Genomic DNA, 26,550 nt, shown 5'->3' on the forward strand with positions numbered 1-26,550 from the left:
ATACCGGGACCCCGAGTGCGAACCTGAGCTTCTCCGACCTCGCCACCGCAACCGCCAAGAGCCCGTCGGCACTTCAAGCTGCGTACTTCGGGTGACTGGGGTGGGCGCGGCGCTGGTGATTCTCGCCGTTGCCGTTTCGGTCGCGGCATTGCTACTTCCGCGGCGGCTTCTGTCGGTTGCGGAGCCGCTGACAGGGCTCGTCGCCCTGGTCCTGACCGCGCTTGCCTTGAAGGGTCCCCTGAGCTGGGGCGGTTTCGTCGCCGCTGTACCGACACTACGCATCGGCGGCTATCTGATAATCATCGGACTTCTCGTGATCATCTTCCATGGTGCCGTGTCTTCATACACGTCCAAGGCCAGGTAACCGTACGAGAGTCCCGCCAGATGGGGTGCGAGTGGTTTCCGCAGTGGTTGCGGTGGGCGTCGCGCCGACGTCATCTTGGGCATCGCGTCGATGAGACTCCCTGCTTCAGGATGCCCCGGGTGTCGAAGGCTGGGGCACACACCTGGGCCTTCGATATCCGGGACTTCGATGCGTCGACGTTGTGCGTACGTATGCGGGGCGAAGTCTCGTGTGATGAGCGTGCGCAGCGTGCAGCTCGGCCTCGAGTTCGTCGCCGCCGACGGTCGCAGCGGCACACTCCCAGAATAGACGCTCGAAACCGTGTGATGCTCCTACAGTCCCACCGATCGGTGTGATCTCATCAGGCCAGCAACCACGCACAAAAGCTATCGACCGCATCCCACCCCGGCGCCTGCGGGCGGGTGCCGGCGAAGACCCCGCCGTCACCGCATGGAGTTGCTTACCTAAGAATTCATCGAGCCTGTTCGAGTAGCGCAGTCCGCTGCCTGGCGCAAACATCCAAGCAAGTTGGCGCGGGGATCCAAGCATGGTGATCCGCGACGGGACACCATTGTTGTCGAGCCCGAGCGTGTTTGAGCTCACACGTTCGTAACATTTCACACAACGGAGGATCTGATCGCAATGGCCATCAACTTTGATCTGAGCCCGGAACAGGCCGGTCTGCAGAAGGCGGCACGATCGTTCGCCGACGACCGGCTCAGTCTCGTCGAGGGCGTGATCGCTCCTCTGCCGACCCCCGAGGCCCGGTTTGCGGCGATCAAGCCGTTCTATCAGGAAATGGTGGATGCCGGCTTCTTGAAGGCGCTGGTGCCCGCGGAGTACGGCGGAACGGCAATGCCCTCGCTCGACTTCGCTTTAGCTGCTGAGGAACTCACGCGCGTCGATATCAATGTTCCGACTGCGCTCCTCGGCACCGGACTGGGACTCCAGCCGATCATCCACTTCGGAACCCCCGAACAGAAGGCGCAGTTCCTTCCCCCCTTCGCTGGCACTGAACCACTGCTCGCAGCGTGGGCCTTCACCGAGACCGCGGGCGGCGCCAACTTCGACACCGACGACACCTCGGCCGGTGTGCAGACCTTCGCCCGATTGGACGGTGACGAATGGGTGATCAACGGTGACAAGCACTTCACTACCAACGGTTCCGGCTGGGACGGCAACGGTGCTGCGTTGATCAGCGTCCTGTGTCGCACTGACCCCACCCTGCCCCCACAAGAATCGCTGGCGGTGATCGTCGTTCCAGGCGACGCGCCGGGCATCAAGGTCGAGTCATACATCGACACGATGGGCCACCGGGCGACCATCTCTCCCCGTATCACCTTCACCAATGTTCGCGTACCCGCAGGTAACCTGATCGGAGCTCCCGGGGACGGAATCGAGATCTCCCGGAAGACCTTCAACTGGACGTCGTCCCTCATCGGAGCGGCCTGTGTCGGCCGGATGCGGGCGGCATTCGACTACGCATTCGAGTTCGCCAAGACCGACAAGCGGTCCGGTCCGGTGCCGATTATCGACTACCAGAATGTCGGTTACATGCTCGTCGACATCAAGACTCGGATCGAGGCGGCCAGATACTTCACCTGGAAGGCCTGCGATCTCTATGACAAGACCGATGGCGCGGGCGAAGAACTCGGCCACATGGTCAAGGTTTTCGCGTCCGAGCTGTCCGTGCAGGTGGTCTATGACACGATGCGGGTGGTGGGTGTGAACTCGTACGGCGACCAGACACCGATCGCCGCGATCATGGAGGACGTCCTGTGCTTCCCCGTCTACGACGGAGGCAACATGGGTGTTCGGCGGCGCCAGCTGCACGCGTTGCTCAAGAGTGCGGACTATGACCCGATGGAGTCCTCAGCAGGCATCACCGCAGTCTGAGACGGCACGGCCGCGATCCGGTGAGTTTCCCGGTACTGGGTGGGCGTGCAATCGAGATGATGCTGGAATGTGCGGGTCAAGTGGGAGCTGTCGCAAAATCCCCAGCGGGTAGCGATCTCACTCAACATCACCGAATCCGGTGCCACCTCGAGGTCGCTCATCGCTCCTCGGAGCCGCTCGTCTCGGACACACGCCGAGAACGTGGTGCCGACTGCCTGGAACAACCGGTGCAGGGTTCGCACCGAGATCGCGGCCTCCCGTGCGGCTCCCTCAGCACTGACCCGTCCGAGGGGGACGGCGGCGCGAATGTAGTGCCGCACAATCCGGCGCAACGCCGCATCGCGTCGTTCACCGTCGGTTGTAGCGAATGTTCCTATCCGGGAGGAGGTTACCGCGGTGAGGACGTCGGTGAACGACCGTTCGAGCGTCTTCAGCGTGATGTCATCCATGTTCGGCTGTTCGCTCCACAGGGCTGACATCATTGCTCCCACAACGTGGCCCGGACCGGCGGTTGTGTCGATGGCGCACGAGGTCGCGTCGTCGACGCGAACCGTCGAGTGCCAATGATCACGGGGAATTCGGAAGGACAAGACTCGCCAGTTTGGTTCGTTCGACGGCTCCCGGAACTCGAGCGTGTAGGGACGTGTGGTGTCGAAGATGGCGAAACTGCCCGGACGGACGATGCATCGGCGGCCATCCTGTTCTCCGAAGCAGGTCCCGGACAGCTGCAAATTGATGAAAAGCGCCTCCTGCGGTGCGCGGCGGACTTCCGCGGATCCGTGCGTCAGTAGCTGGGTGCAGGAGGCGATTTCGGCGCCGTTCGTACTTGCCAGTGGTTCCGACCGCACCCACCCCGGTATTCCCTCGGCGGTGGCACTGTGATCGATATGGGTCCGCCCGCGCCGCGGGGAGAGCGGCGTGAAGGCCTCACAGACCACATCACCCCAGTACCTGGCCTGATCCTGCACGCTCAAGCCAGCGGTGGACCAGTATGGCATGGGTATCCCTCCTCTTCCGGGCGCGACCAGTGTGCCGGGGACCAGCACGTATGCCATCAGATTCTGCGCACTCGGACATCCCTGTCAAGTGGAGGGGCCGTCCAGGACATCGGGCACAGACGCCGACAGGGATTCGTCCACTTGAGGTCGACGACCGGCGCAGGCGCATATCGGCCCGACGAACGGCCAGTGTCCTCTCGGGTGAGCCGAGATGTCACGGCGATCGAAGGAGTGAAACCATGACGGACTCGTCCGGAGTCAACGACAAGGTGCTGCGCCCGGAGATCGCCGCGTCGTGGAGGCGGTCGGAGATCGCCGGACTCACCCACGAGATTGTCCTCGAGCGACTGCAGATCGGAGACTTCGAGTCGTCGAGTCAGCTGCTAACCGCGGCCGTACCTGTGCTCGACGGCGTGGCCCGTGACCTGACGGGGCTGACGTACAGCCTGCTTCTCGCCGATGCGGACTGTCGGATCGTCGGACGCTGGTTCGACCGGCCGACGATCGACACAACACTCCAGCGCGCCGGCGCCGTGACAGGTTCGAGGTGGAAGGAATCCGATGTCGGAACCAACGGGCTGGGCACTCCCGCTGAAGTTCGGAGCGGGATGTGGGTGCACGGTGCCGAGCACTTTGCGGCCGTGCTGAGTGGCTTCACCTGCTACGGCCTGCCGATCCTGCACCCCCTCACCCGGAGGGTCGAGGGCGTTCTCAACATCACCGTGCACCCGGACGACGCCCATCCCCTGTTTCCGCCCACCCTCACCCGGGTCGTCGATGACATCGAACAGCGATTGATCGACACGTCGCGGCCGGCCGATTCGCGGCTGTTCCGGGCCTTTCGAGAGGCCTGCAGGACCGGCCGGGCCATTGTCGCGCTCAATGACCACCTCATGCTGGCCAGCAACGCCGCGGTGGCGATGGCCGAAGACCTCGACCTCGAGACGATGCGAGAGATCGCCCGCTCTGCCGCCCACCGAGGGACGTCAACAGTGGAGTCGCTGCTCCTGCTGTCCGGCGCGATGGTCACGGCCCGGATCGACAGACTGCACGACTTATCGCACGGCGCAGTGTTCTGGCTTCGACCGCGCTCCGGCCCGCACGCTGCGCCAGGTGCCCAGCCTGCGAATCGCAGTCACCTCGTGAGCGCCGAGCGAGCGACATCCACAGCGGTCGCCAGCGTGTTCGTCGAAGGTGAACCCGGCAGCGGCAGGAGCACGGTAGCCCGATCCCTCCTCGACGGGACATCGGTCACGGTCATCGACGCACTCGACTGCCTCGTCGAGGATTCCACCGATTGGGCCGGGCGGCTTGCAGGTGTAATAGACGGGGGCGCAGGCGGACTTGTCATCGACAATGTCCATGTCCTGCCCGGTCAACTGGTCGATCTTCTGGCCCGCACGCTCAGCGTCGATCACCACAGCATGCCCATTGTTCTGGCCGGAAATCCGCAGGCGTGGCTGCCTGCTCACGTTCAGCCCTTGGTCCGGCGCTGTCGCCAAGTAGTCGCACTGAAGCCGTTGCGCGAGCGGCGCAACGAATTTCCGGTGTTGGCGCAGTCGGTCATAGATGCTCTCGAGCCTGGGCGGACACGTCGATTGGCTCCGTCAGCGGTCCGCGTTCTGACCGCCCAACCCTGGCCGGGAAACATCCCAGAACTGCGTGAGGTCCTGCGTCACGCTCTCGCCAACAGACCATTCGGTGCGCTCGAGGTAGTCGATCTACCTGCTGCCTATCGTGTGCGACCGGTGCCCGCGCTCGCGGGCCGGGAGAACGCTGAGCGGCACGCGATCATCGAAGCACTGCGCCGCTTCGACGGCAACAAGACGCGGGCGGCACAGTTCCTCGGGATCACCCGGACCACCCTCTACAACCGGCTACGCGCGCTGAAGATCACCGATGACACCGTCCATTTTTTACACAGTTGACGCATCGCTGCCGGAACTACCGTTCGACTACACACCCAAGGGCAGTAGCGGCCCGTCGAACTCTCGAAATGCGCCGCACAGGAAAGCACGAACCCCTTTCCGACAAGCACGTACCACCACGACGGCTCAGTCCGCCAGACCAAGCACAAGTTCGAGGAGCATGTAATGACGGTTACTTCAGCGGCACCCTCACCCCAGGTATCGGCTTTCCTGGGCAATCCGGTCCTGCACCTGATCGACGGCAAACCGGTGCCGGCAGCGTCGGGCGAAACGTTCACCACGTTCAACCCGAGCAACGGTGAATCCCTTGCCCAGGTGGCATTCGGCGGCGAGGAAGATGTCGAACGCGCGGTCGCAGCGGCGCGTCGCGCCCTCGACGGACCGTGGGGCCGTATGACCCCGGCGCAGCGCAGCAAGATCCTGTGGCGGGTCGGCGACCTTCTGGAAGAACGCGTCGAAGAGTTCGCCCTCCTCGAGGCACTCGACAACGGAAAGCCGCTGACCTACGCGCGGCTGGTCGACGTGCCGCTGTCCGCAGACTGGTTCCGGTACATGGCGGGCTGGCCCACCAAGCTCGAGGGCAGCACGATCCCCGTCACCTCCACCGCCGCTCCCGGCAACTACTTCGCCTACACCGTGCGCGAACCTGTCGGCGTCGTCGCCGCCATCGTCGCCTGGAACTTCCCGCTGCTGCTGGCCGCGTGGAAGCTGAGCCCTGCGCTCGCCACCGGCAACACCGTGATCCTCAAGCCCGCCGAGCAGACCCCGCTCAGCGCCGCCCTGCTCGGTGAGGTCCTTCGTGACGCCGGACTCCCCGACGGCGTGGTGAACATCGTCCAGGGAGACGGAAAGAACGTCGGCGCCGCACTCACCGCCCACCCCGGAGTCGACAAGGTCTCCTTCACCGGATCCACCGCGGTGGGACGCGAGATCATCTCCTCGGCCCGCGGCAACCTCAAGAAGGTGACCCTCGAACTCGGCGGCAAATCCCCCAACATCATCTTCGACGACGCCGACATCGACGCCGCCATCGAAGGTGCGGCAATGGCCATCTTCTTCAATCAGGGCGAGGCCTGCGAGGCGGGGTCACGACTGTTCGTGCAATCGAAGATCTACGACCGAGTCGTCGAAGGGGTCGCCAAGATCGCCTCCACCCTGAAGGTGGGCGACAGCCTCGACCCCGAAAGCCAGATGGGGCCTCTGGTGTCGCAGAAGCAACTCGACACGGTCCTCGGATACCTCGACAGCGGCAGGGCCGAGGGGGCCACCGCACTGACCGGTGGTGGCCGCAAGGGCAACGTCGGATACTTTGTCGAACCCACCGTCCTGGTCGATACCACCCCGACCATGCGAGTGGTCAAGGAGGAGATCTTCGGACCGGTGGTCACCGTCGCTCCGTTCGACGAGGTCGACGACATCGTCCGCACCGCGAACGACACCGACTACGGGCTCGCCGCCGGTGTCTGGACCTCGGATGTGTCCAAGGCCCACAACGTCGCCGCACAACTCAAGGCCGGCACCGTGTGGATCAACAGCTACCACGTCCTCGACCCGGCCCTGCCGTTCGGCGGTTACAAGCAGTCCGGGTGGGGACGTGAGCACGGCGGCGCGGTCCTCGACGCCTACACCGAAACCAAAACGGTGATCCTCAAGAAGTAACCACCCGGGCAGATGCCGTGCGTCGCCGACCGCGGCATCTGCCCGGTGGAATGGCCGAAACGCGAGGAAGTCCATCGAGGCAGCAGAGCCACCGTTCAACGCTCGGCTACGCAGCATGGCGGGAGTTCATGCATCCGATTGCCAGAGCTGTCGCTCGATGCCAAATCGTCTGTCGCTGTGCGTCAAGACACACTGATGGCGCGCTGGAAGAATCGTCAGAGCACGGATAACAAGCTCCGGCGCCGCCCCAAGGAACGATCGCTGCCACCCAGACGCCCTGCTTCGCACAGGAGCGTGAGACGAGAGGGAACTGATGGACAACACCACGACCACGGGATCAGCTCTCGCCGTTTCGGACGCGATCAGCGCTTCCGCTGACACGGCCGACCGCCGGTGGCAGATGCCGACCATCCAGCGTCCGTGCCTCGCCCCGGCAGAGACACACGGCCGGCAAAGGCGCTCGCCCACCGCAGTGGCGTTCGGGCCAGGGACGCTGGCCCGATGCCGCGAGCTGTACGAGATCCTGCTGAAGACGGGAACGTTCACAGCTGAGGGCAGGTGGATGACAGACTTCGCGATAAGGTGGTCGCCCTATGGTGGTTCCAGTGCCGCGGAACTTCTCGAACACTTCGGAGTCACGCGCCAGAGATACCTGGACCTGCTTCGGATTGAGCTGGGGCCCACACCAGCCGATCTGCCCCGCATCCGGGACCTCAAACGCGAGTTGACCATTCACCTGGGGCGTGCGTGGACGGAATCGCGGCGGTGAAACCCGGCCCCCGGCTGGCTCCCGCAACAGCGCTCACCGTGGCCGCGTCCCGGCCGACCGCCCCGGAACAAGGGGAGCGGTGCGGGCCCCTCCCGGGACCGCACTGGCATCGGCTCGGCCCTCACATTGCTCGGCAACCGAAGATCTAGGAGAGACCATCATTTCCAGCGACATCGACGACCGCATCCGGCAACTGCTGGTGGAGTACGACACCCCTGGGGCGTGCGCCGCTGAGCTGCTGTGCGACCGCCACCCCGACGACAAGGTGGCCTTCACCGTCGTCGAGAGTGATCTGGCAACAACGGATCTGACGTACCGCGACTTGAGACGGAAGTCGGCACAGTTCGCTGCCGCACTGACCGAACTGGGCATCGAGCCGGGTGATCGCATCGCAACGTTGATGAGCAAGTCCGCCCAGCTGGTGATCGTCCTGCTCGGCATCTGGCGCCGAGGTGCGGTGCACGTTCCACTGTTCACCGCCTTCGCACCGCCCGCGATCGGGTTCCGATTGGAATCGAGCGATGCGAAGATCGTCGTCAGCGACGCCAACCAGCTCGACAAACTCCAACCCGGCGACGACATTCCCGCCGACGCACCATGGTTGGTGATCGCCGCCGACAGCACCGAGAACCCGGCGCAGTTACGCCTGGACGACCTTCTGGCCGGATACACCCCGGACGACCCCCGCGGCAACGCCGTCGCCGTGGGCGGCCAGGGTCCGCTCGTGCAACTGTTCACCAGCGGAACCACGGGCACCCCGAAGGGCGTGCCCGTCCCGGTGCGTGCGCTGGCGTCCTTCCACGCCTACCTGGAGTTCGGGTTGGATGCCCGGCCGGACGACGTCTTCTGGAACGCCGCCGACCCCGGCTGGGCCTACGGCTTGTACTACGCGATCCTGGCGCCCCTGGCATCCGGGACCCGCAGCATCCTGCTGCATGCCGGCTTCTCCGCACCGCTGACCTGGCAGATCATCGAACGACTCGGCGTGACGAACTTCGCCGCCGCGCCCACCGTGTACCGCAGCCTTCGCGCCGACCCGACGCCGGTCCCCGCCGGAATCAGTCTGCGGCGCGCATCGTCCGCGGGCGAACCGCTCACCCCCGATGTGGTGAGCTGGTCGAAGCAGGCTCTCGGAGTCGAGGTACACGATCACTACGGGCAAACCGAACACGGCATGTTCATCTCCAACGCCTGGCACGATGCGCTCGCCACCGATGTGCCGGCCGGTTCGATGGGCAAGCCACTACCGGGTTTCGTTTGCGCGGTGCTCGCCGACGACGCCGACGAACTCGCTCCGACGGGAACGATGGGACGGGTGGTGATCGACACCGTCAACAGCCCGCTGCTGTGGTTCCCCGGCTACATCGACGCCCCGGAGAAGACGGCACAGCGATACACAGACGATGGCCGCTGGTACCTGACCGGTGACGCGGGGATGGTCGACTCCGACGGGAACTACTTCTTCTCCGCTCGCGACGACGACGTCATCATCATGGCCGGCTACCGAATCGGCCCCTTCGACGTCGAAAGCGTACTGGTGCTTCACGACGACGTCATCGAAGCCGCCGTGGTGGGACTGCCCGACGAACTTCGTGGTGAGGTACTCGAGGCGTTCGTGGTCCTCCGCCATGGAGTGGTCGGCGGCGACGAACTCGAGGCCGAGCTGCAGACGCTCGTCAAACGAAAGTTCGCCGCGCACGCCTACCCCCGCCGGGTGCACTTCGTGCCGAGCCTCCCCAAGACACCCAGCGGAAAGGTACAACGTTTCCTGCTCCGCAAACAGGAAAGCGCACGGCAATAACCACGACACTCTGCCGCCCCGCCCGGCCACCCCCCTTGAACATCGATACGACCAGATCCCGCCGTTCGGGATCTCGCTGAACATTTCCACGAACTCGAGGCCCCGAAATGCCGACTCTTCTCGTTTATGCGTTCCTCGCAGTACTCCGCATCCTCATGCCCCGTGTAGGTGAGCGGGCGCTTGGCAACTTCCTTCTCACATCGGCGCTCACGCGCATCTACCTCGGGTGGTCGCCCGCCACACACGATGCGGCCCTGTCACGGACGGATCCGGTGATTGAAGAGCCGCTCACTGGTGGTCAGGTTTCGCGACGAGTGGGCAACTCGAGGTGAGTCGGTGCTCCGCGTGCGGAAGTTGGTGGATCTCGTCATGCATTGTGTGGTCCGCCACGGAAAGCAATGATCTCAGGCACTCGACCGGCCATCCCCAATGACGAGTCGTGCCGTTACCACGCACCAGCCACCTCGGCTACCAGCTACTCACGTGGGACCAAATGAAAGGGGCCCTTCGGTAAACACTTTCGCGTAAATGTCAGCTGAACCTGACCACGCGCCGCGGCATATCCACGGGGGGAATGCCGCAACATCCGACGACCGAATGATGCACTCATCGGCCGATCGAGCAGTCCCGCCCGACATCTCCACCAGCGGGACACCCCACTATCACCATCGCAATCCGTAGGCGTCCGATGTCCCCCACAGCCAGAACACACCCCAGTCCGTCAGGTCCGCCGCGTGAAGCGGCAGCACCAGCGCTGCCGCACCCCAACGTCCGCTCACACAGCCCGATTTCTTGTCGATTCACTGTGGCGGATGCTGGCAGCTGGCGTCTCGACGATCCGCTCCATTCGGGGCCGATGAGGCCTGTGCGCACCGGCCTCGGCGCAGGGCGGTCGCGATGACCCCCCGCGATGGCACCCTGGTGATCCAAAGATGCCGAGACTGTGGCACATTGCTGGCGCCCTTGATTGCCGCGTGTTCGGCGTGCCACGGCGCCGATCTCGAATCGGTGCCCTCCAGCGGCATCGGGTCCATCGTGTCGTCGAAGGTGATGCATCGCGAGTGTAATGACGCCCAGAACAGTCTCGTCTCGCGCACCATTGCGATCGTCGCACTCGACGACGGCCCCTGGGTGTACTCGTGGATCGCCGGGCATATTCCGGCCCATTCCGGGCAGCCGGCACGCGTCGAGTTCCAACCGTCGGCAATGGACGAACGACTGCCATTGTCCTCGGTTCAGTCTGACCAGGGTCCGTGATTCTCATCCGCAGCGCCGATGACGACGACGGCGTCGGCGTCGGCGTCGGCAAGATCCTTGGGGCAGATTGGGTACCCCATGCTGGTGCGGATTCTGAGTTTGATCGCGTGGACGTCGGAGTTGTCACGCAGGTGCTACCGAACGGTGGCGGCGGTGGCCGGTCCACATCGCCAAGCCAGCATCTCGCCGGTCGGCGATCCTGTGCTCTCCGCCAGTCATCTCGGACCGTCCGGCGCCGGACCCCGGAAATCGGGGTTGGGCGCCGTGGGCGAGGGAATCGGGCTGCGCCGAGGCGGGGCATTTCGCGTCCGGCACCCCGATGACGTGGGCGCCGAGGATGTCTGGATGCGTGTGCAGCAACTCTCGATCCCGTGGGAAGTTTTCGTTGGTCCGGTGGGTGGTCATCGTGCGGTCAGTGGCACCCTCGGTGGTGGTCCGGTGCTCTCCTTGTCAGGAAGCTGACATGGTTGGATCGGGAGCGCGCTCGGCTTCGGCGTTGTGGTAGTGCAGCTTCCAGAGCAGCACCGCGCCCAGCCAGGATGCAACAAAGAGTCCGACGATGACGTATCCGAACAGTTCGAAGCGATCGGCGAGGGCGCCGTACCGGCCGATCCAGCCGGTGGTTACTCCGAAGTGGTCGGTGAGTGCTCCGGCGAGGTAGACCGAGGCCACGAACAGGCCGATGACGACGGTCATAGCGGTGGTGGCCAGGTTGTAGTACAGGCGGCGGCCGGGGCTGCGGTAGGCCCACGAATATGCCCGGGTCATGAGCAGACTGTCGGCTGTGTCCATCATCGACATGCCGGCCGCGAACAGCAGTGGCAGGGTCAGGACGGCGGCGAACGACATGCCGCCGTTGACCGCGGTCGTCGCCGACAGTGCCAGCAAGGTGACTTCGCTGGCGGTCTCGAGACCGAGACCGAAGAGGAAGCCGAGTGGCGCCATGTGCCAGGAAGACTTGATCAGGTTGCGGGCGCGCGAGCCGAGAACACGGTTGACCAGCCCTCGGTTCAGCAGTTGCAGGTCGATCTGTTCGGCGTGAAGAGTGCCGAGGCGATATTGGCGCCACAGTCGGGTCAGCCCGGTCAAGACGACGGCGTTGAGCGCGGCGACGAGAGCGATGAAGCCGATCGCGACAAGGATCGATATGGTGCCGCCGACGCTGCGTATCCCGTCCAGGCTGGTGTCGCTGAGGTTGGCGCCGGCGAAGGCGACGAGAACGGCGAGGACCAGCACGACGGCGCTGTGGCCCATCGCGAAGAAGAAGCCGACACCGACGGGCCGTCGTCCGCGCACGAGCATCAGCCGTGTGGTGTCGTCGATGGCGGCGATGTGATCGGCATCGAAGGCATGACGCATGCCGAGGATGTAGGCGAGGGTCCCTGCTCCGGCGAATCCACTAGCGGCCGCGAGGTTTTCACTCTGCCAGAGGTAGAGACTCCACCCGAGGACGTGCAGGACGGCGATGGCGGCAACGATCGCGGCGAGGCGCGATCGCTCGGCGCTGGTCCATCGGGTGGTGAACGAGTGGGTAACGGACGCCATGGTTGTCCTTTGTGTCTACAGCGATAGTTCGCTGGCAGCGAGGGTGGATACGGTGTCGGGCGGTCGGGTCCTGGGGTGCGCTCAGCCTGAATCGCTCCGGCGGGTCGATATGTTGTGGCACTTCGGACTACTTGGCAGTCCGCTGGTGACTCCGGCAGACCATTTCGATCGTCGGGTGTATTCGAAGGATAGGAGCCGCCGATGCATAACGCTTGACCCTCAGTGACAGTCGCTTTTGCTTTCAGCGCCATCACCCGCTTCGCGGGCGATCAGCGACCCGTACGGCCGCCGTCCGGCACCACGAGTCGTGGTACGCGAACCTTGAACGGATGGTGCAGGTCTCGATCTGCGTCCGAAGATGTTGTCAACGTGCAGCGCTCATCAGGAGCGTCGGTGTGACTACCGACGCTCGGCGGATCGACTTTCGGGCCTTGATCATCGGTATTGTTCGCGGTACCGGCTCGGACTGATGCCGTAGGTCGCTGTGAATGCCCTACTGAAGACTGACAGATCCACGAATCCGAACTGGGTTGCTATGTCGGTCAGGGATCGGGGGGTGTTGCGTGGGGCCACCATCGCCTGGCGGCAGGCCTCGAGTCGGTGTTCACGAATCGTGGCGGCGGCGGTTGCATCGAAGCGTGCAAACACTCGGTGCACGGTTCTGGTGGAGACGAAGAACGCCTGGGCGATGCCGGATGGGGACAGGTCCGGGTCGTCGAGGTGCTGTCCGATGTATCGCACCATGCTCACGTACAGATCCCGGACACCGGCATCCGGGTCCTCGGGCTGACAACATTCCTCCCGCGCCGCGGTGATGGCGAGATCCGCCAGGCCCCCGGCGAGTCCGATCGCGCCCCCGGAGGACACTGTCCCGCCTGCAACCAGCAGGCTAGACAGCATCGGTGACAGCATCTGTCCCACAGGCGAAGTGGACCTGACGGTCCGTGCTGTCAACTCCTGCGACTGACTCTCGGTGAGCGACACCGAGGCACGCGGCCATGTGAACACACGCAGATGCCAGTCCGGACGCAGGTTCCAGGTGAACGGTCGCGAACTCTCGTAGAGGGCGAAATCGCCGGGGCCGAGGGTGCATGTGCGTCCGTCCTGGATGAGCTGCCCTTCACCGGCAACGACAATGCCGATCTGTATCAACTCGAGTGGGTGGTCGTTGGTGAGCCTCGCCGTTCTGCGGAAGGATTGGGATGTGGCCGTGACATCGGCGGCCATCAGATGCGCGAAGTGGCGGGTGTGCACCGCACCGGTGAAGTACGTGGGCTCGGCGGCGATGTCCAGTGCCACGAACGTGTCCCGGATGGTGTCGATCCAGGTGCCGAGCGCGGTGGTCCGCACTACCTCGCGGCGATGTTGCGGTGTCGACGCCGCGGGTTGCGGGAAAGGCGGCAGCGCGGGCGTGTCCGCGGACCGGCAATCTGGACAGGCACTGTCCACGAGGTCGCCATCAGGTGGCGGCAACAACGACATGAACAGCTCCTTCTCCTCGCGTGAACCCCACGCTAGGAGGACAGGAACAACATGTCAATGAGTACTGACTTATTTACGTGAACGAAACACTGTTCCAAGTCGTGGACTGTAGACGTTGGGAGTTGACTCATTCGCACCGGACACGCCGGGACCGGCGGGCACACAACCTGTGGCGCTCTGTCCGGAGCCGGTGGGAAAGTCGCGGAACAATTCGTGCATCTCCACGAGCACATCCCGCGCGGGTCCGGTCGCATCGACCGAATAGAACCGGAACCGGCCCGCCTTCCGTTCCGTGACCAGGCCCGCTGTACGCAACACCCGCAGATGCGTGGACACGCCGGTACGCCCGACACTGTGGATACTCTCGGCGAGTTGACTCACGCTGCATTCGTCATGGTCGACGAGAAGGCGGAGAATTTCGCGGCGAACCGGGTCCGCGATCGCATCGAACGCCTTTTGCGCAGACATTGGGCCCTCCATTCCCATCTCAGTGCCACCCAGCCTAGCGAGAGCGCTGGCGATGCCGGGTGGTCAACGGCCCTTGTCCTCACGCGTCACACTGACTGTCCCCCTCGATTCTCAGGTGATGGCTCCGCCCCCGCGATGACCTTGTCGCAGAGTGCAAAGACAGCTGTCGCGCAGCGTCAAACACCGCGCCGCGCAAGCGCCTACCGTTCGAGTACGCCGGAAATCCTCGGATGGTTCAGGGGACCCTCCTGGACTGATTGGACGATCTGCACTTGGAGGCTGCGCTGCGATGCCATTTGAGATCCGCATCACCGACAACGCGCCACGGTTCGATAGGTGGTCGACCACCTATCCCGAGGGCGTGACGGAGGTTCTGTTCGCCCAATTCGGGGTGCAGGCAGCCAATCTGGAACAGGCGAACGCAGCGGTCGACGACATGCTGGGGTTGTTCGATCACGATCCGCGTCCGGCGGTTCTCGATCGAGGCCACTTCATCGACACCTCCGGATACGCCAATGCCACGCTGAGGGCGTACTGGTTCTGCCCGGACGACTATCACCGGTGGGCCGGACAGGAGAGCGTCGAGGTGTTCTGGGCGTCGCGGCTGTCGACCGGGCCGGTCGGCTACTACCGCGAGACCGCGGTGATACCCCGGAACCATGCCACGGCCGAGTTCATCAACTGCCACAACCGTACTGGGTTCTTGACCATCTTCGACCACGTCCCCGCGGGCGCCGCGGTTTAACCGAAGGAGACCATCGGTTCATGTCTACATTGCCCCCACCTGATTCCGCACGCCTGGCCGGGCTCGACCAGCATTTCAGGTTCGGCCTGTCCGCTGCGGATCTCGAGGAGTTCGCTCCCGCGGTCGAGGCCACTCTGGCCGGATCTGATGCCGTCGAAGACCTCTATCTACGCTCGGCATCACCGGCGCCGCAGCGGACCTGGGACATGCCCGTCCCGGAACGCAACCAACTCGGGGCCTGGTACGTCACCACCGAGCTCACCGGCGCGTCGGAGGGTCCGCTGGCCGGCAAGACGGTGGCGGTCAAGGACAACGTCGCCGTCGCCGGCGTACCGATGATGAACGGATCGAGGACGGTGGAGGGTTTCGTCCCCCGTCACGATGCGACAGTGGTGCGCCGTCTGCTCGATGCCGGTGCGACCATCGCCGGCAAGTCCGTGTGTGAGGACCTGTGTTTCTCCGGGGCGAGCTTCACCTCGCAGCCGGGGCCGGTCCGCAACCCGTGGGATCCCACGCGCAATTCCGGTGGATCCTCCAGCGGTAGTGGTGCACTCGTCGCGAGCGGCGAGGTCGATCTCGCGGTCGGCGGGGACCAGGGTGGCTCTATCCGCATTCCTGCGGCGTTCTGCGGGATCGTCGGGCACAAGCCGACGCATGGGCTGGTCCCCTACACCGGGGCGTTCCCGATCGAGCGGACCATCGACCATCTCGGCCCGATCACCCGCACCGTTGCCGATGCGGCCCTCATGCTGGGTGTGTTGGCCGGCCCCGACGGGGCCGATCCTCGGCAGCCGACCGGGATCGAAGTCGTGGACTACGTGTCCACGATCGCCGAACCGGCGTCCGGGCTGCGGGTCGGTGTCGTGACCGAAGGCTTCGGCACGCCCGTGTCCGATCCGGACGTCGATGCCGCCGTCCGGGCGGCGATCGATGTCCTGCGCGGTGCCGGGCTCGCGGCGGAGGAGGTGTCGATTCCCTGGCATCTCGATGCCATGCACGTGTGGAACGTGATCGCCACCGAGGGCGCCGCCTATCAGATGCTCGACGGCAACGCCTATGGGATGAACACCGACGGCTTCTACGACCCGGAGCTGGTCGCGCACTTCGCCGCCCAGCGCCTTGAGCGCGGCCACGAGCTGTCCAAGACCGTCAAGCTGGTCGGGTTGTCGGGCCGGTACACCTTCGAGGTCGGCGGCGGAAAGTACTACGCCATGGCCCGCCAGCTCGTGCCCGAGTTGCGCGCCGCCTACGACGCCGCGCTGGCCCGCTTCGACGTCCTGGTCATGCCCACCGTCCCCTACACCGCCCAAGAGATCCCCCCGGCCGATGCCAGCCTGGTCGACTACCTGCATGTTGCGCTGTCGATGGTGGGCAACGCCGCACCCTTCGACGTCACCGGACACCCCGCGTGCTCGGTCCCAGCCGGTCTGGTCGGCGGCCTGCCGACCGGTCTGATGATCGTCGGCAAGCGTTTCGACGATGCCACGGTTCTGCGCGTGGCACACACCTATGAACAGGCGGTCGGCGTATTCCCCACGCCGCCGGCCGCCGCGACCGCGAGGAGTTTCGCATGAATGGTGTATTCGATCTCGGGGGCACGGACGGGCTCGGCCCGGTGGTGACCGAGGACGACGAACCGGTATTCCGCGCCGAATGGGAGAAGATCGCGTTCTCCCTGTTCGCCAGCTGCTTCCGTGCCGGACTGTTCAACGTCGACAGTTTCCGGCACGGCATCGAGCAGATGGACCCGGCCGAGTACCTGCTGTCCAACTACTACGAGCACTGGGCGCACGTCGCCGAGCACTCCGGGGAGAAGGCCGGCGTCATCGACCCGGCCGAACTCGACCGGCTCACCCAGTTCTACCTGGAGAACCCGGAGGCCCCACTGCCGCAGCGTGAGGACCCCGAGCTGCTCGCGTTCGTCGACGCCGCCGTCACCGGCGGGGCACCGGCCGTCCGGGAATCGGACAAGGTCGCCGTGTTCTCGGTCGGTGACACCGTCACCATCTCCGCCGACAGCCCCACCGGCCACACCCGCCGGGCCCGCTACGTCCGTGGCCGCACCGGGGTGATCACCGGCGCGCACGGCACCTTCATCTATCCCGACAGCGCCGGCAACGGCGGCCCCGACGCCCCCGAACACGTCTACACCGTGCGCTTTACCGCGCGTGAGCTCTGGGGCGAGGAGACCGGCGATCCCAACAGCGTCGTCTACTTCGACGTCTGGGAGCCGTATCTGACCCTCGTTACCACCGAAACCAAGGAGTGAACATGGCTACAACCGACACTCGCCTGCGCACGCAGGAGGAGATCACCGCCCGGGTCAAGGCCCTCGAAGCGGTGTTGATCGAGAAGGGCGTCCTGACCACCGCCGCGGTGGACCGGCTGGCGGAGGTCTACGAGAACGAGGTCGGGCCGCAGCTCGGCGCCAAGGTCGTGGCGCGGGCATGGGCCGATCCCGAGTTCAAGGCCCGCCTACTCGCCGACGCCACCGCTGCCTGCGGCGAACTGGGCATCGGTGGCCTGCAGGGCGAGGACATGATCGTCGTCGAGAACACCGACACCGTGCACAACGTGATCGTGTGCACCCTCTGCTCCTGCTACCCATGGCCGGTACTCGGTCTGCCGCCCAACTGGTACAAGGCACCGCCCTTTCGGGCGCGGATCGTGCGCGAGCCCCGCAAGCTACTCGCGGAGGACTTCGGGTTCACGGTGCCGGACTCGGTGGAGATCCGGGTGTGGGACTCGAGCTCCGAACTGCGGTACTGGGTACTGCCGCAGCGTCCGGTGGGCACCGACGGACTGAGCGTCGACCAGCTCGCGGCATTGGTGACCCGGGACTCGATGATCGGCGTCGGCCCCGTCGCCACCCCGGCCTCATGAGCGCCCCGGTGCACCACGACGCCGCCGAACTCGACGAGGCCCGGCGCCGCATCGAGGACCTGGTCTGCGGTCTGCCCGACGCGGGTGATCAGCCGTTCGAGCAGCCCTGGGAGTTGCGGGCCTTCGCGATGGCCGTTGCTGCCTACGACAATGGGCACTACGCCTGGTCCGAATTCCAGCTCTCGCTTGTCGAGTCGATTAGGCGGTGGGAAGACGGCCAAGGCTCCGAGCCGTGGAGCTACTACGAACACTGGCTCGTGGCCCTCGAGGCCGTGCTCGCTGACAAAGGTGCACTCTCGGACAGCGCTCTCGATGAACGGACGAGAACGGTACTGGCAACACCTCGCAACGCCAATCACCACGAGGCACACCGGGACCCGGTCGCGATCGCTCCAGCGCTGACCAGCTGACCTGTACTGCCCGTCGAGCAGTCACGACAACCCCGGTTCGGCCCGCGCCGATCACCACATCGGTCCGGGCCGAGCCACCCCTTTTATCCAGTCCTGTTATCCAGTCCTGCCGATCGATTCCTCGTGCCAGGTGGCATCTTTCTTCATTCGCACCTCTGGCGACTCTCGATGCCCATCGTCATCGTCCGGACTTACCCGGCCGTGGCCCGATGCGGAGACCTATCCATGCCGTTCTTGTTGTTCGACGCTGTCCTCGTTCTTCTCGGACTTCTGCTGCGCCCCACCGTTGGCCGGCTGGTCTGAAGGACGGGGTCAGCAGAATCGCCGCGGCACGAGCCGAAATACGGTCAATGGAACTGCTCGCACAGTTGGCGGATACACACCAGGAGAGCAGGTACACCGATGATCACAGCGGCAGAGCTACCTCGTACAGATAACCCAGCCTCCGCACCCGGCCCTGCAAGAAGGCATCGAATCAATCACCCACCGAGGGCCGAACCGTGGACCGCGAACGCCGACATTGGTCTGCATAACCCGTCCGATCGGTAGCAATCGCTCGAATTGTGATGACCAACAGTGGGTCTGATCCACTGGCGGACTCACCGCGGCACGGCAACGGCCCCTGGCCCCTGGCCCTAGGAGTTCCCGCGCCATGCGCATCTCGTTCCGGCAGACTGCTGCCGTCCTCTCCGCGGCATCCGCGCTGCTCGTCTCCGGTTGTTCGTCGGCCGGCGACTCCCCCGCCACCGAGGAGACCGCCGCCTCGGATTCCTCCAGCTACCCCATGACCCTGGAGAACTGCGGGCACACGGTCACCGTCGACGCCCCGCCCCAGCGGGCGGTGTCGCTCAATCAGGGCTCCACCGAGATCCTGCTGTCCCTCGGCCTGGCGGACCGCTTGGTGGGAACCGCCACCTGGACCGACCCCGTCCGCGACAACCTGGCCGCCGACAACGCGAAGGTTCCTCGGCTCGCCGACAACAAGCCGTCGTTCGAGGTGGTACTCGACACCGAACCCGATTTCGTGACGGCGTCGTTCGGCGGCACCCTCGGCCCGGGCGGTGTGGCCGATCGCGACCAGTTCGACCAACTGGGTGTCCCCAGCTACCTGTCGCCCGCCGATTGCGAGGGCAAGACGGACGAGAGCGTCAACGCCGACGGGGCGCGCACCGGGCCGCTGCGCATCGACACGGTCTACGAGGAAATCCGCGAACTCGCCGCCATCTTCGACGTCCGCGACCGCGGTGAGCAGTTCGTCACGGAATTGCAGCAGCGGTTCGACGCCGCCTCGCGTGAGATCGAGGCCTCCGGGGTGTCGCTGGCGTACTGGTTCGCCGACACCGAGACCCCGTACATGGCGGGCTGCTGCGGATCCTCGGGCATCATCACCAACTCGGTGGGCGCGCAGAACATTTTCTCCGACACCACAAACGAGTGGCCGCAGGTGAGTTGGGAGAGCGTTCTCGACCGTGACCCCACCGCCCTCGTCCTGGCCGACCTCAGCCGCCGGAGCATCGACGGCGACGCTCTCGACAGCAAGATCGCGTTCCTCGAGTCGAACCCGGTGACACAGCGGCTCACCGCAGTCCGGGACAAGCGGTACATCGTCGTGAACGGCGCCGACCTGAATCCATCGATCCGCACCGTCGACGGCGTGGAGAAGACGGCGGCCGCGCTGAAGCAGTGGGGACTGGCGAACTGACGTTGGCGGCAACACGGTTCGACTCCAGGTCGCTGCTCGCCGCGCTCCTCCTCGGCGGTGTGGTGGTGCTCGCGGCGTCGATCGCGGTCGTCATCACCCTCGGCCCGGCGAGCCTGTCGGTGGGCGACGTGTACGCGGTGGTCCTCGAGCACTTCGGTCTGGGCAGTTCGGGGGTGAGCAGGATCAAGGACGGCATCGTGTGGGAGTTGCGCCTGCCGCGGACCCTCCTCGCGGCGGTGTGCGGCGCGGGGCTGGCGTTGTGCGGAGCGATCATGCAGTCGCTGCTGCGCAATCCGCTCGCCGATCCGTTCGTGCTCGGCATCTCGTCGGGCGCGTCCACCGGGGCGGTGCTCGTCGTCGTCCTCGGTCTCGGCGCCGGGGCGGTGTCGTTGTCGGCGGGTGCCTTCGCGGGGGCGGTGATCTCGTTTGCCCTGGTGATGCTGCTGGCGACCGGTGCGGGCGGCGGCACGTCGCGGGTGGTGCTGGCGGGAGTGGCGGGCACGCAACTCTTCTCCGCGTTGACGTCGTTCATCGTGATCTCGTCCGCCGACGCCGAGCAGACCCGCGGGGTGCTGTTCTGGCTGCTCGGTTCGCTGTCCGGGGTCGACTGGGCGGACGTGGCGCTCTGCGGGGCCGTCACCGCGATCGGCATCGGCGTCTGTCTCCTCACGTCCTCGGCGCTGGATGCCTTCACGTTCGGGAACACCGCGGCCGCCTCACTCGGGGTGTCCGTGCGGTGGATCCGCCTGCTGCTGCTCACCGTGACCGCGCTGGTCACGGCGGCGCTCGTCAGCGCGGCGGGCGCGATCGGGTTCGTAGGGCTGGTCCTGCCGCACGCCGCACGGTTCCTCGTCGGCCCCCGGCACAGCCGCCTGCTGCCCACCACCGCGGTGGTCGGCGCAATCTTCATGGTGTGGGTGGACGCGATCGCCCGCACGGTGTTCGCACCCCAGGAAGTTCCGGTCGGTGTCGTCACCGCCCTGATCGGCGTCCCGGCTTTCGCCGTCATCCTCTTCCGCATGAGGACGAGCCCATGACCCTGCGCGCTGCGAACCTCGGCTGGAGCCGCGGCGGACATCTCGTGCTCGACGGGGTGTCCGTCGATCCGGCAGCAGGCGAGACCATCGGGCTTCTCGGCCCCAACGGGTCGGGCAAGTCCTCGCTCCTGCGACTGCTCAGCGGGATCGGCGAGCCCGACACCGGCAGGGTCCTCCTCGACGACACCGACATCAGGACCCTCCGGCGACGGCAGATCGCCCGCCGGGTGGCGATGGTCGACCAGCATTCCGACACCGAGGTCGACATCACCGTCCTCGACGTGGTCCGGCACGGCCGCATCCCCCACCGCAGCGTGTTCGGCGGCGACGAGTCGGCGGACGCCGCGGCCGTCGAACGCGCCCTCGAGCACACCGGCATGACGTCGAAGTCGCACCGCCTGTGGCACACACTGTCCGGCGGTGAACGGCAGCGCACCCAGATCGCGCGGGCCCTCGCGCAGGAGCCGGACGAACTACTGCTGGACGAACCGACAAACCACCTGGACATCCAGCATCAGCTCGACATCCTGTCCCTGGTCGCCGAATTGCCCCTCACCAGCTACATCGCCCTGCACGATCTCAATCTGGCCGCGATGTTCTGCGATCGCGTGGTGGTGCTGGACGGCGGCCGCATCGTCGCCGCGGGCCGTCCCGCAGACGTGATCACCGAGGCCCTCGTCGAGCAGGTGTACCGGGTGCGGGCGGGGGTCGCCATAGATCCCGTCACCGGCTACCCCACCGTCACGTACCGGCCGCGGTCGTCGCGGCACCTCTCCCTCCACTGACGCCCTACCGGCGAACGGGGTTGCTGGACCGCTGAGTGGTCAGGTCCTGCTCCGTCCCGGTGAGTTCACCGGCCAGGCCCACAGGTTCCTTCGCCGACTGTCGCTCATCGTCCAGCTATCTGTCGCGCACAGTCAAATACACACCGGCACAAAAAGGTAGCTTCGATCCATCCGAGTTGCCGAACGTTCTCGGCGAGCCCCAACTCGATGAATCAGGAGTCCTCATGGAATCTGCAATCAGCAGCCACCTCACATGCCCACGGACGTTGACCCGGCGTGTCCCCGATGACTACCAACCGCCCTTCCCCATGTGGGTAGGACGCGCCGACGAGAGCTTGCAGCAGGTAGTCATGGCCTACTTCGGCGTGCAGTTCCGCGGCGACGAACAGCGCCCGGCCGCACTCGCGGCCATGCGCGAGATCGTTGCCAGCTTCGACCTGGACGACGGCCCACTGCACCACGACCTGACCCATCACGAGGACAATCAGGGCTATCAGAATCTGATGATCGTGGGATACTGGAAAGACATTGCCTCCCACACCCGTTGGCGCCAACACCCGGCGGTGGCCGACTGGTGGGCATCGGAAGAACGACTAGCGGAGGGACTCGGCTACTTCCGTGAGATCGTAGCCCCGCGGGCCGAGCAATTCGAAACGCTGTACGCGTTCCAGGACCGCCTCCCCGGTGTCGGTGCCGTCATGGACGGGACCAGCGGCGACATCAACGAACACGGGTACTGGGGTTCAATGCGCGAACGTTTCCCGCTGTCCCAGACCGACTGGATGCAGCCCTCGGGCGAACTGCAGGTGATCAGCGGCGATCCTGCCGTAGGTGGCCGCGTGGTCGTCCAGGGCCACGACAACATCACCCTGATTCGGTCCGGTCAGGATTGGAAAGACGCCGAATCCGAAGAACGTGCCTTGTATCTCGACGAGATCCTCCCAACTCTGCAGCAGGGCATGGACTTTCTCCGCGACAACGGCGAGTCGGTGGGTTGCTACAGCAACAGGTTTGTGCGCAATATCGATTTGGAAGGGAACTTCCTCGATCTGAGTTACAACATCGGCCACTGGAGTTCGCTCGACAAACTCGAGCGCTGGTCAGAATCCCATCCGACCCACCTGCGGATATTTACCACTTTCTTCAAGGTCGCTGCCGGCCTGTCAAAACTGCGGCTCTATCATGAGGTCTCGGTGTTCGACACCAGCGACCAACTCTACGAGTACATCAACTGCCACCCCCAGACCGGCATGATGCGCGACGCCCACCCAGTCGAGAACTAGGACCGCTGAACGTTCCGCTGGTGTTCCTGCTTCTGTGGCCGCTGAACGCCGTATGCGGTGCCGATCGGCGATACCAGATCGGCACCGCTGGGAGCCAGGGCTTTGCTTTCCGGGACACCTGCGATATGTTGACCATTGTTGACATATCGGCTTTTGGTTGCAGGAAAGCGTGGTGCTGAGGCAGTGACTACTCAGCGGAACGAAGAGTTGGCGTTTGCCGTGCTGGCCGATCAGGTCCGGCGCCAGATCTTGGACACACTCGCCTCGCATGGGGAGTGCAGCGCCGGCTTCATAAGCGACCAGATATCGACCGTGGGACGCACCACGGTGTCCACGCACTTGAGAGCGCTCCGCATGTCCGGTGTTGTGCTCGAACGGCGCCAGGGACGTCATCGCCTGTATTCGATCGACCCGGCGGGCCCGGCCAATGATGCTCTGCAGTTTCTTCGTGGTGTTCTCGAGCGCGCTCTGGACGCTGGCACAAAAACCGGCGACTCGTCGACCTCACCGGTGGTCGATCCCGAAGGCGGATCGGTACGTCGCCGGGCATGATCGGACCTGCGACCTCGTTCTCAGGCGGTAAAGTACGTGGCCGGTTTATCTGTGACCGCACAAATTGTCACTCCCGACCCGCCTGCACGGACTTTCGAGAGGTTCGAGGCAGGCGGGTTGCTCGAGCTCGAGTGCGAGCAGTTGACGGTCGGGGCGGCGGTGTCGATCTCGTTGCCAGTGGGCGACGCTGAACAGGCGGGCCCTGCGGGGGCGCCGATCACCCTGTTGGGCCATATCGCTGGCGTCAAGTGTGACCGTTCGGTTCTGATCGTGCACCACCAGCCGTGGCGGGGTCGTCTGGTCGTCCGGTTTTTCCCCGACGGAGCCGGAACCCGGATTGTCGTCGAGTCGAGCCTGGATCAAGATGGCTTGACTTGGCTCGCGCACAAGCGCGGGTACGCACCACCAGAGCCACCACGTGCTGATCGGCACCGGATCGGCCTGCTCGTGAGCAAATCGGGGTCGGCGGCGGTGTTCGCCCAGGCAACCGAGTCGCTGGCAACGCTCGCGGTCGAGGAAGTCAACGCCGACGGCGGAATCGGTGGGGTCCTCGTGGACTTGGTCGTGGGTGACGACGCATCCGATTCGGCCGCCGGTGCCGCGGCAGCGACGCGGTTGATGCGCAGCGGCTGCCGCGTCGTGTTCGCGTGCGTGACCTCCGCGACGTTCAACGCTGCTGCATCGGCATTGCACAGCAGGGGCGTGCTGTTGGTCCACACCGTCCTCAACGAAGGCGGCCGGCCCAGCCCCGATGTTGTCCGACTAGGGGAACGCCCGCTTGCGCAGGTGCGCGCGGGCGTACCTGCCCTGATGGCCGAGACAGGCTGCCGTAACTGGTTTTTCGTGGGCCAGCGCTATTCGTGGTCGTACGGGGCACACTGGGCCGCACGGCGCGGGGTCGCCGAAGCCGGGGGCTCGGTCGTCGGCGAGACCTACCAACCGTTGGGGACCAAAGATTTTACGCAGGCCATTGACGCTATCGAGCGTTCGGGCGCCGAGTTGATCCTGTCCTCACTCGTCGGTCACGACGAGGTCTTCTTCGAACGGCAGTGCTCCCAACACGGGTTGCGGGCCAGCACTCGCACCTTCGCGCTCGTTCTTGACGAGGCCACCCATCAACTCATCGGTAACGCCGATGCCGATGGGGTGTGGGCCGCATTCGGCTACTTCCAAGGGTTCGGAGACGACAGCGACCTTGAGAAGCGTTATCGCGCAAGCGCACAGGGGATGCTACCCCCACTGAGTTCGCTGTCGGAGACGACGTACGAAGCAATCCTGGCGTACGCTCGCGCCGCAACGATCGCCTCCCCCGACGACCTGGCCTCGATACGAGGGCATTTCCTCGCGCTCAACGACTCCGATACGACCACCCACGCGGCCGCGCACCGGCCGATCCTGCTGGCAGAGTCCCGCGGCGGCCGCCTGCACCCGCGCACCCGCTGACGCACGTAACGCATGGGTCCGATCCCGTACGAAAGGTCACTGATATGGGTACACCATCATTCCCCGTCGATCCCGTCGGCGGCGAGGAGTCCGAGCTTCTCGACTTCCGGGCATACGGCACCGTGGAGGAGATCTACGTCCGCGCGATTCCGTTGGGCTGTCACGAGTTTGTCAGATGTGGGGTAGCCGAGAACGGATCCAAAACGGACGAAACAGACACCCGCGTGCCCGCCGACACCCGGCGTCGGCACTCCCCCCGACACGTCGCCGGCGCCCCCACATCACAAACCGGGGACATGTCATCACACCAGGTCACAGCACCATTACGGCCCCGGGTGCCGATGCCGCATCGATCCCACCCCTAACCACCTACACATCGCCCAAAAATGGGCAGCAGGGAATTCAGCAGCGGATCGTCGCTCGCGGCGACGCATGGGAGGGAAGTGCATCATCGTGTTCGAGGGATTCTCCGATCAAGCCCGACAAGTCGTCGTCCTCGCCGCCGGAGCCGCCCGCACCCACCACCAGAACTGGCTGGCGTTCTTCCGGTCGCTCGTCGCCCGCGGCCTGTCCGCGGTGCGGATGGTGCCCCCGATACGCACGCCGGGTTGGTGGCGGCGATCGGTGGGACCCTGCCAGGCGCCTCGTGGCAGAGGTGCCGAACCCATTACTCGACGAACCTGATGGCGGTAACCCCCAAGGCATCGTGGCCTTGGGTGAAGACGCTGCTGCACTCGGTCTACGACCAACCCGACGCGGATTCCGTTCATGCCCAATATGATCGAATCATCGGCGCACTGTCGGAGAAGCTGCCGAAGGTCGCCGACCACCTCGACGCAGCACGACCGGACCTGTTGGCGTTCACCGCATTTCCCACACAGATCTGGAGACAGATCTGGAGCAACAATCCGCAGGAGCGCCTCAATAAGGAAATCCGCAGGAGAACCGATGTGGTCGGAATCTTCCCGGATCGTACCGCCCTGATCCGCCTCGTCGGTGCGGTCCTGGCCGAACGACACGACGAATGGATCGAAGGACGCCGCTATCTCGGCCTGGACGTTCTGGCTCGCTCCCGCAACGACCAGCCCACCGCCAGCAGCACCGAGTCCACCGAGGAGGTGACACCGGCCTTGACTGCCTGACTCACCAACGAGGAGTCACGCGACGACCTCGTACACCACCCCCATGGACTTGACCCCTGAGCAATCGCCGCGTCGGCATCCTCCACGGCTGCCTCCGCCACCGCACCCACTACGACGAACACATCGCCTGGGACCACCGCCGCACCGCCCGGGCTGCTTGACGACTTGCGCCCCTGGGATGTCTACAACGTCCGGATGAATCTTGCGGTGGTGGCGGCAGCGTCTGGGAGTGATCCGCGAGCGACCTATTGAGCAATCTCCAACTGAACGTTGGGCGATCACGCTCGACATTAGACGAGCGATCCACTCCAGCCGAATAGCCTTCCTGCGGTACCCAACCCGCGCATATCAGAGTTGACCACGCGTGGAAACCGACACGCTCGCCATCACCCAGATCGACCGGACCCACAGAGGCGGCGCCC

At 65.2% G+C, this 26,550-nt stretch carries 22 protein-coding genes and 3 pseudogenes; 19 read left to right on the forward strand and 6 right to left on the reverse strand.

Features of this window, described 5'->3' with window-relative positions; all coding sequences use genetic code 11:
• The first annotated feature begins 100 nt into the window (after positions 1-100).
• Together JVH1_RS19145 and JVH1_RS19150 are read left to right on the forward strand one after the other, a co-directional pair.
• Positions 101-364: a hypothetical protein gene (locus JVH1_RS19145; RefSeq protein WP_009476585.1), complete on the forward strand. Its 264-nt coding sequence runs from the start codon at positions 101-103 to the stop codon at positions 362-364.
• Between the two features lie 621 nt (positions 365-985).
• Positions 986-2,239: an acyl-CoA dehydrogenase family protein gene (locus JVH1_RS19150; protein ID WP_009476583.1), complete on the forward strand. Its 1,254-nt coding sequence runs from the start codon at positions 986-988 to the stop codon at positions 2,237-2,239.
• Here JVH1_RS19150 and JVH1_RS19155 read toward each other — a convergent pair.
• Positions 2,197-2,688 carry a helix-turn-helix transcriptional regulator gene (locus JVH1_RS19155; RefSeq protein ID WP_237735214.1) on the reverse strand — a complete coding sequence of 164 codons (492 nt, stop codon included), beginning with the start codon at positions 2,686-2,688 and terminating at the stop codon, positions 2,197-2,199. The two genes, JVH1_RS19150 and JVH1_RS19155, sit on opposite strands and share 43 nt — an antisense overlap.
• Positions 2,689-2,691: 3 nt before the next feature.
• Positions 2,692-3,294 (reverse strand): annotated as a pseudogene (locus JVH1_RS19160) (hypothetical protein); the annotation flags it as partial.
• A 182-nt stretch (positions 3,295-3,476) separates the two neighbouring features.
• On the opposite strand from JVH1_RS19160, the gene JVH1_RS19165 reads away from it, so the two are divergent.
• The 5 genes from JVH1_RS19165 (at position 3,477) to JVH1_RS19185 (ending at position 10,651) form a co-directional block, all read left to right on the forward strand.
• Positions 3,477-5,165: a sigma-54-dependent Fis family transcriptional regulator gene (locus JVH1_RS19165; RefSeq protein WP_009476581.1), complete on the forward strand. Its 1,689-nt coding sequence runs from the start codon at positions 3,477-3,479 to the stop codon at positions 5,163-5,165.
• A 165-nt stretch (positions 5,166-5,330) separates the two neighbouring features.
• Positions 5,331-6,824, forward strand: coding sequence for an aldehyde dehydrogenase family protein (locus JVH1_RS19170; protein WP_009476580.1), 1,494 nt, complete (start codon positions 5,331-5,333; stop codon positions 6,822-6,824).
• Between the two features lie 313 nt (positions 6,825-7,137).
• Positions 7,138-7,593, forward strand: coding sequence for a hypothetical protein (locus tag JVH1_RS19175; RefSeq protein WP_009476579.1), 456 nt, complete (start codon positions 7,138-7,140; stop codon positions 7,591-7,593).
• 160 nt (positions 7,594-7,753) lie between these two features.
• Complete coding sequence (locus tag JVH1_RS19180; RefSeq protein ID WP_043780218.1) at positions 7,754-9,394, forward strand: AMP-binding protein; 1,641 nt, start codon at positions 7,754-7,756, stop codon at positions 9,392-9,394.
• Positions 9,395-10,291: 897 nt separating this feature from the next.
• Positions 10,292-10,651, forward strand: a complete 360-nt coding sequence (locus tag JVH1_RS19185; RefSeq protein WP_043780188.1) for a Zn-ribbon domain-containing OB-fold protein — start codon at positions 10,292-10,294, stop codon at positions 10,649-10,651.
• Positions 10,652-10,951: 300 nt separating this feature from the next.
• On the opposite strand, the pseudogene JVH1_RS19190 reads toward JVH1_RS19185, so the two are convergent.
• The 4 genes and pseudogenes from JVH1_RS19190 to JVH1_RS19205 all read right to left on the reverse strand — a co-directional run.
• Positions 10,952-11,044, reverse strand: a pseudogene (locus tag JVH1_RS19190) (hypothetical protein); the annotation flags it as partial.
• Positions 11,045-11,101: 57 nt separating this feature from the next.
• Positions 11,102-12,196, reverse strand: a complete 1,095-nt coding sequence (locus JVH1_RS19195) for a HoxN/HupN/NixA family nickel/cobalt transporter (RefSeq protein ID WP_009476573.1) — start codon at positions 12,194-12,196, stop codon at positions 11,102-11,104.
• A 435-nt stretch (positions 12,197-12,631) separates the two neighbouring features.
• Complete coding sequence (locus tag JVH1_RS19200) at positions 12,632-13,678, reverse strand: helix-turn-helix domain-containing protein (RefSeq protein WP_009476572.1); 1,047 nt, start codon at positions 13,676-13,678, stop codon at positions 12,632-12,634.
• A gap of 69 nt (positions 13,679-13,747) precedes the next feature.
• A complete protein-coding gene (locus JVH1_RS19205) occupies positions 13,748-14,164 on the reverse strand; it encodes an ArsR/SmtB family transcription factor (RefSeq protein ID WP_371113004.1) in 417 nt (138 codons plus the stop codon).
• A gap of 271 nt (positions 14,165-14,435) precedes the next feature.
• Between JVH1_RS19205 and JVH1_RS19210 the strand changes: the two genes are divergently transcribed.
• The 12 genes and pseudogenes from JVH1_RS19210 to JVH1_RS19265 form a co-directional block, all read left to right on the forward strand.
• Complete coding sequence (locus JVH1_RS19210) at positions 14,436-14,891, forward strand: phenylacetaldoxime dehydratase family protein (RefSeq protein WP_009476570.1); 456 nt, start codon at positions 14,436-14,438, stop codon at positions 14,889-14,891.
• Positions 14,892-14,911: 20 nt separating this feature from the next.
• Positions 14,912-16,465, forward strand: a complete 1,554-nt coding sequence (locus JVH1_RS19215; protein ID WP_009476569.1) for an amidase — start codon at positions 14,912-14,914, stop codon at positions 16,463-16,465.
• A complete protein-coding gene (gene nthB / locus JVH1_RS19220; RefSeq protein ID WP_009476568.1) occupies positions 16,462-17,160 on the forward strand; it encodes a nitrile hydratase subunit beta in 699 nt (232 codons plus the stop codon). The genes JVH1_RS19215 and nthB overlap by 4 nt, the downstream gene beginning before the upstream one ends.
• Before the next feature lie 2 nt (positions 17,161-17,162).
• Positions 17,163-17,774 carry a nitrile hydratase subunit alpha gene (gene nthA, locus JVH1_RS19225; protein WP_009476567.1) on the forward strand — a complete coding sequence of 204 codons (612 nt, stop codon included), beginning with the start codon at positions 17,163-17,165 and terminating at the stop codon, positions 17,772-17,774.
• The gene (locus JVH1_RS19230) at positions 17,771-18,184 is read left to right on the forward strand and encodes a nitrile hydratase accessory protein (RefSeq protein WP_043780186.1); all 414 of its coding nucleotides are present in this window, start codon (positions 17,771-17,773) and stop codon (positions 18,182-18,184) included. The genes nthA and JVH1_RS19230 overlap by 4 nt, the downstream gene beginning before the upstream one ends.
• A 652-nt stretch (positions 18,185-18,836) precedes the next feature.
• Positions 18,837-19,886 (forward strand): ABC transporter substrate-binding protein, encoded by a 1,050-nt coding sequence (locus tag JVH1_RS19235; protein ID WP_009476564.1) that lies wholly within the window; start codon positions 18,837-18,839, stop codon positions 19,884-19,886.
• Positions 19,868-20,923: an iron ABC transporter permease gene (locus JVH1_RS19240; RefSeq protein ID WP_009476563.1), complete on the forward strand. Its 1,056-nt coding sequence runs from the start codon at positions 19,868-19,870 to the stop codon at positions 20,921-20,923. Before JVH1_RS19235 ends, JVH1_RS19240 begins: the two co-directional genes overlap by 19 nt.
• Complete coding sequence (locus JVH1_RS19245; protein ID WP_009476562.1) at positions 20,920-21,708, forward strand: ABC transporter ATP-binding protein; 789 nt, start codon at positions 20,920-20,922, stop codon at positions 21,706-21,708. Before JVH1_RS19240 ends, JVH1_RS19245 begins: the two co-directional genes overlap by 4 nt.
• Positions 21,709-21,932: 224 nt before the next feature.
• Positions 21,933-22,991 carry a phenylacetaldoxime dehydratase family protein gene (locus JVH1_RS19250; protein ID WP_043780182.1) on the forward strand — a complete coding sequence of 353 codons (1,059 nt, stop codon included), beginning with the start codon at positions 21,933-21,935 and terminating at the stop codon, positions 22,989-22,991.
• A 207-nt stretch (positions 22,992-23,198) separates the two neighbouring features.
• Complete coding sequence (locus JVH1_RS19255) at positions 23,199-23,543, forward strand: helix-turn-helix transcriptional regulator (protein ID WP_237735213.1); 345 nt, start codon at positions 23,199-23,201, stop codon at positions 23,541-23,543.
• A 36-nt stretch (positions 23,544-23,579) separates the two neighbouring features.
• On the forward strand, positions 23,580-24,986 hold the full coding sequence (locus JVH1_RS19260) for an ABC transporter substrate-binding protein (RefSeq protein WP_043780179.1): 1,407 nt from the start codon (positions 23,580-23,582) through the stop codon (positions 24,984-24,986).
• A 531-nt stretch (positions 24,987-25,517) separates the two neighbouring features.
• Positions 25,518-26,128: pseudogene (locus tag JVH1_RS19265) on the forward strand (transposase); the annotation flags it as partial.
• Between the last annotated feature and the right edge of the window lie 422 nt (positions 26,129-26,550).

It is taken from the genome of Rhodococcus sp. JVH1, assembly GCF_000280725.2.
Classification (GTDB): domain Bacteria; phylum Actinomycetota; class Actinomycetes; order Mycobacteriales; family Mycobacteriaceae; genus Rhodococcus_F; species Rhodococcus_F jostii_A.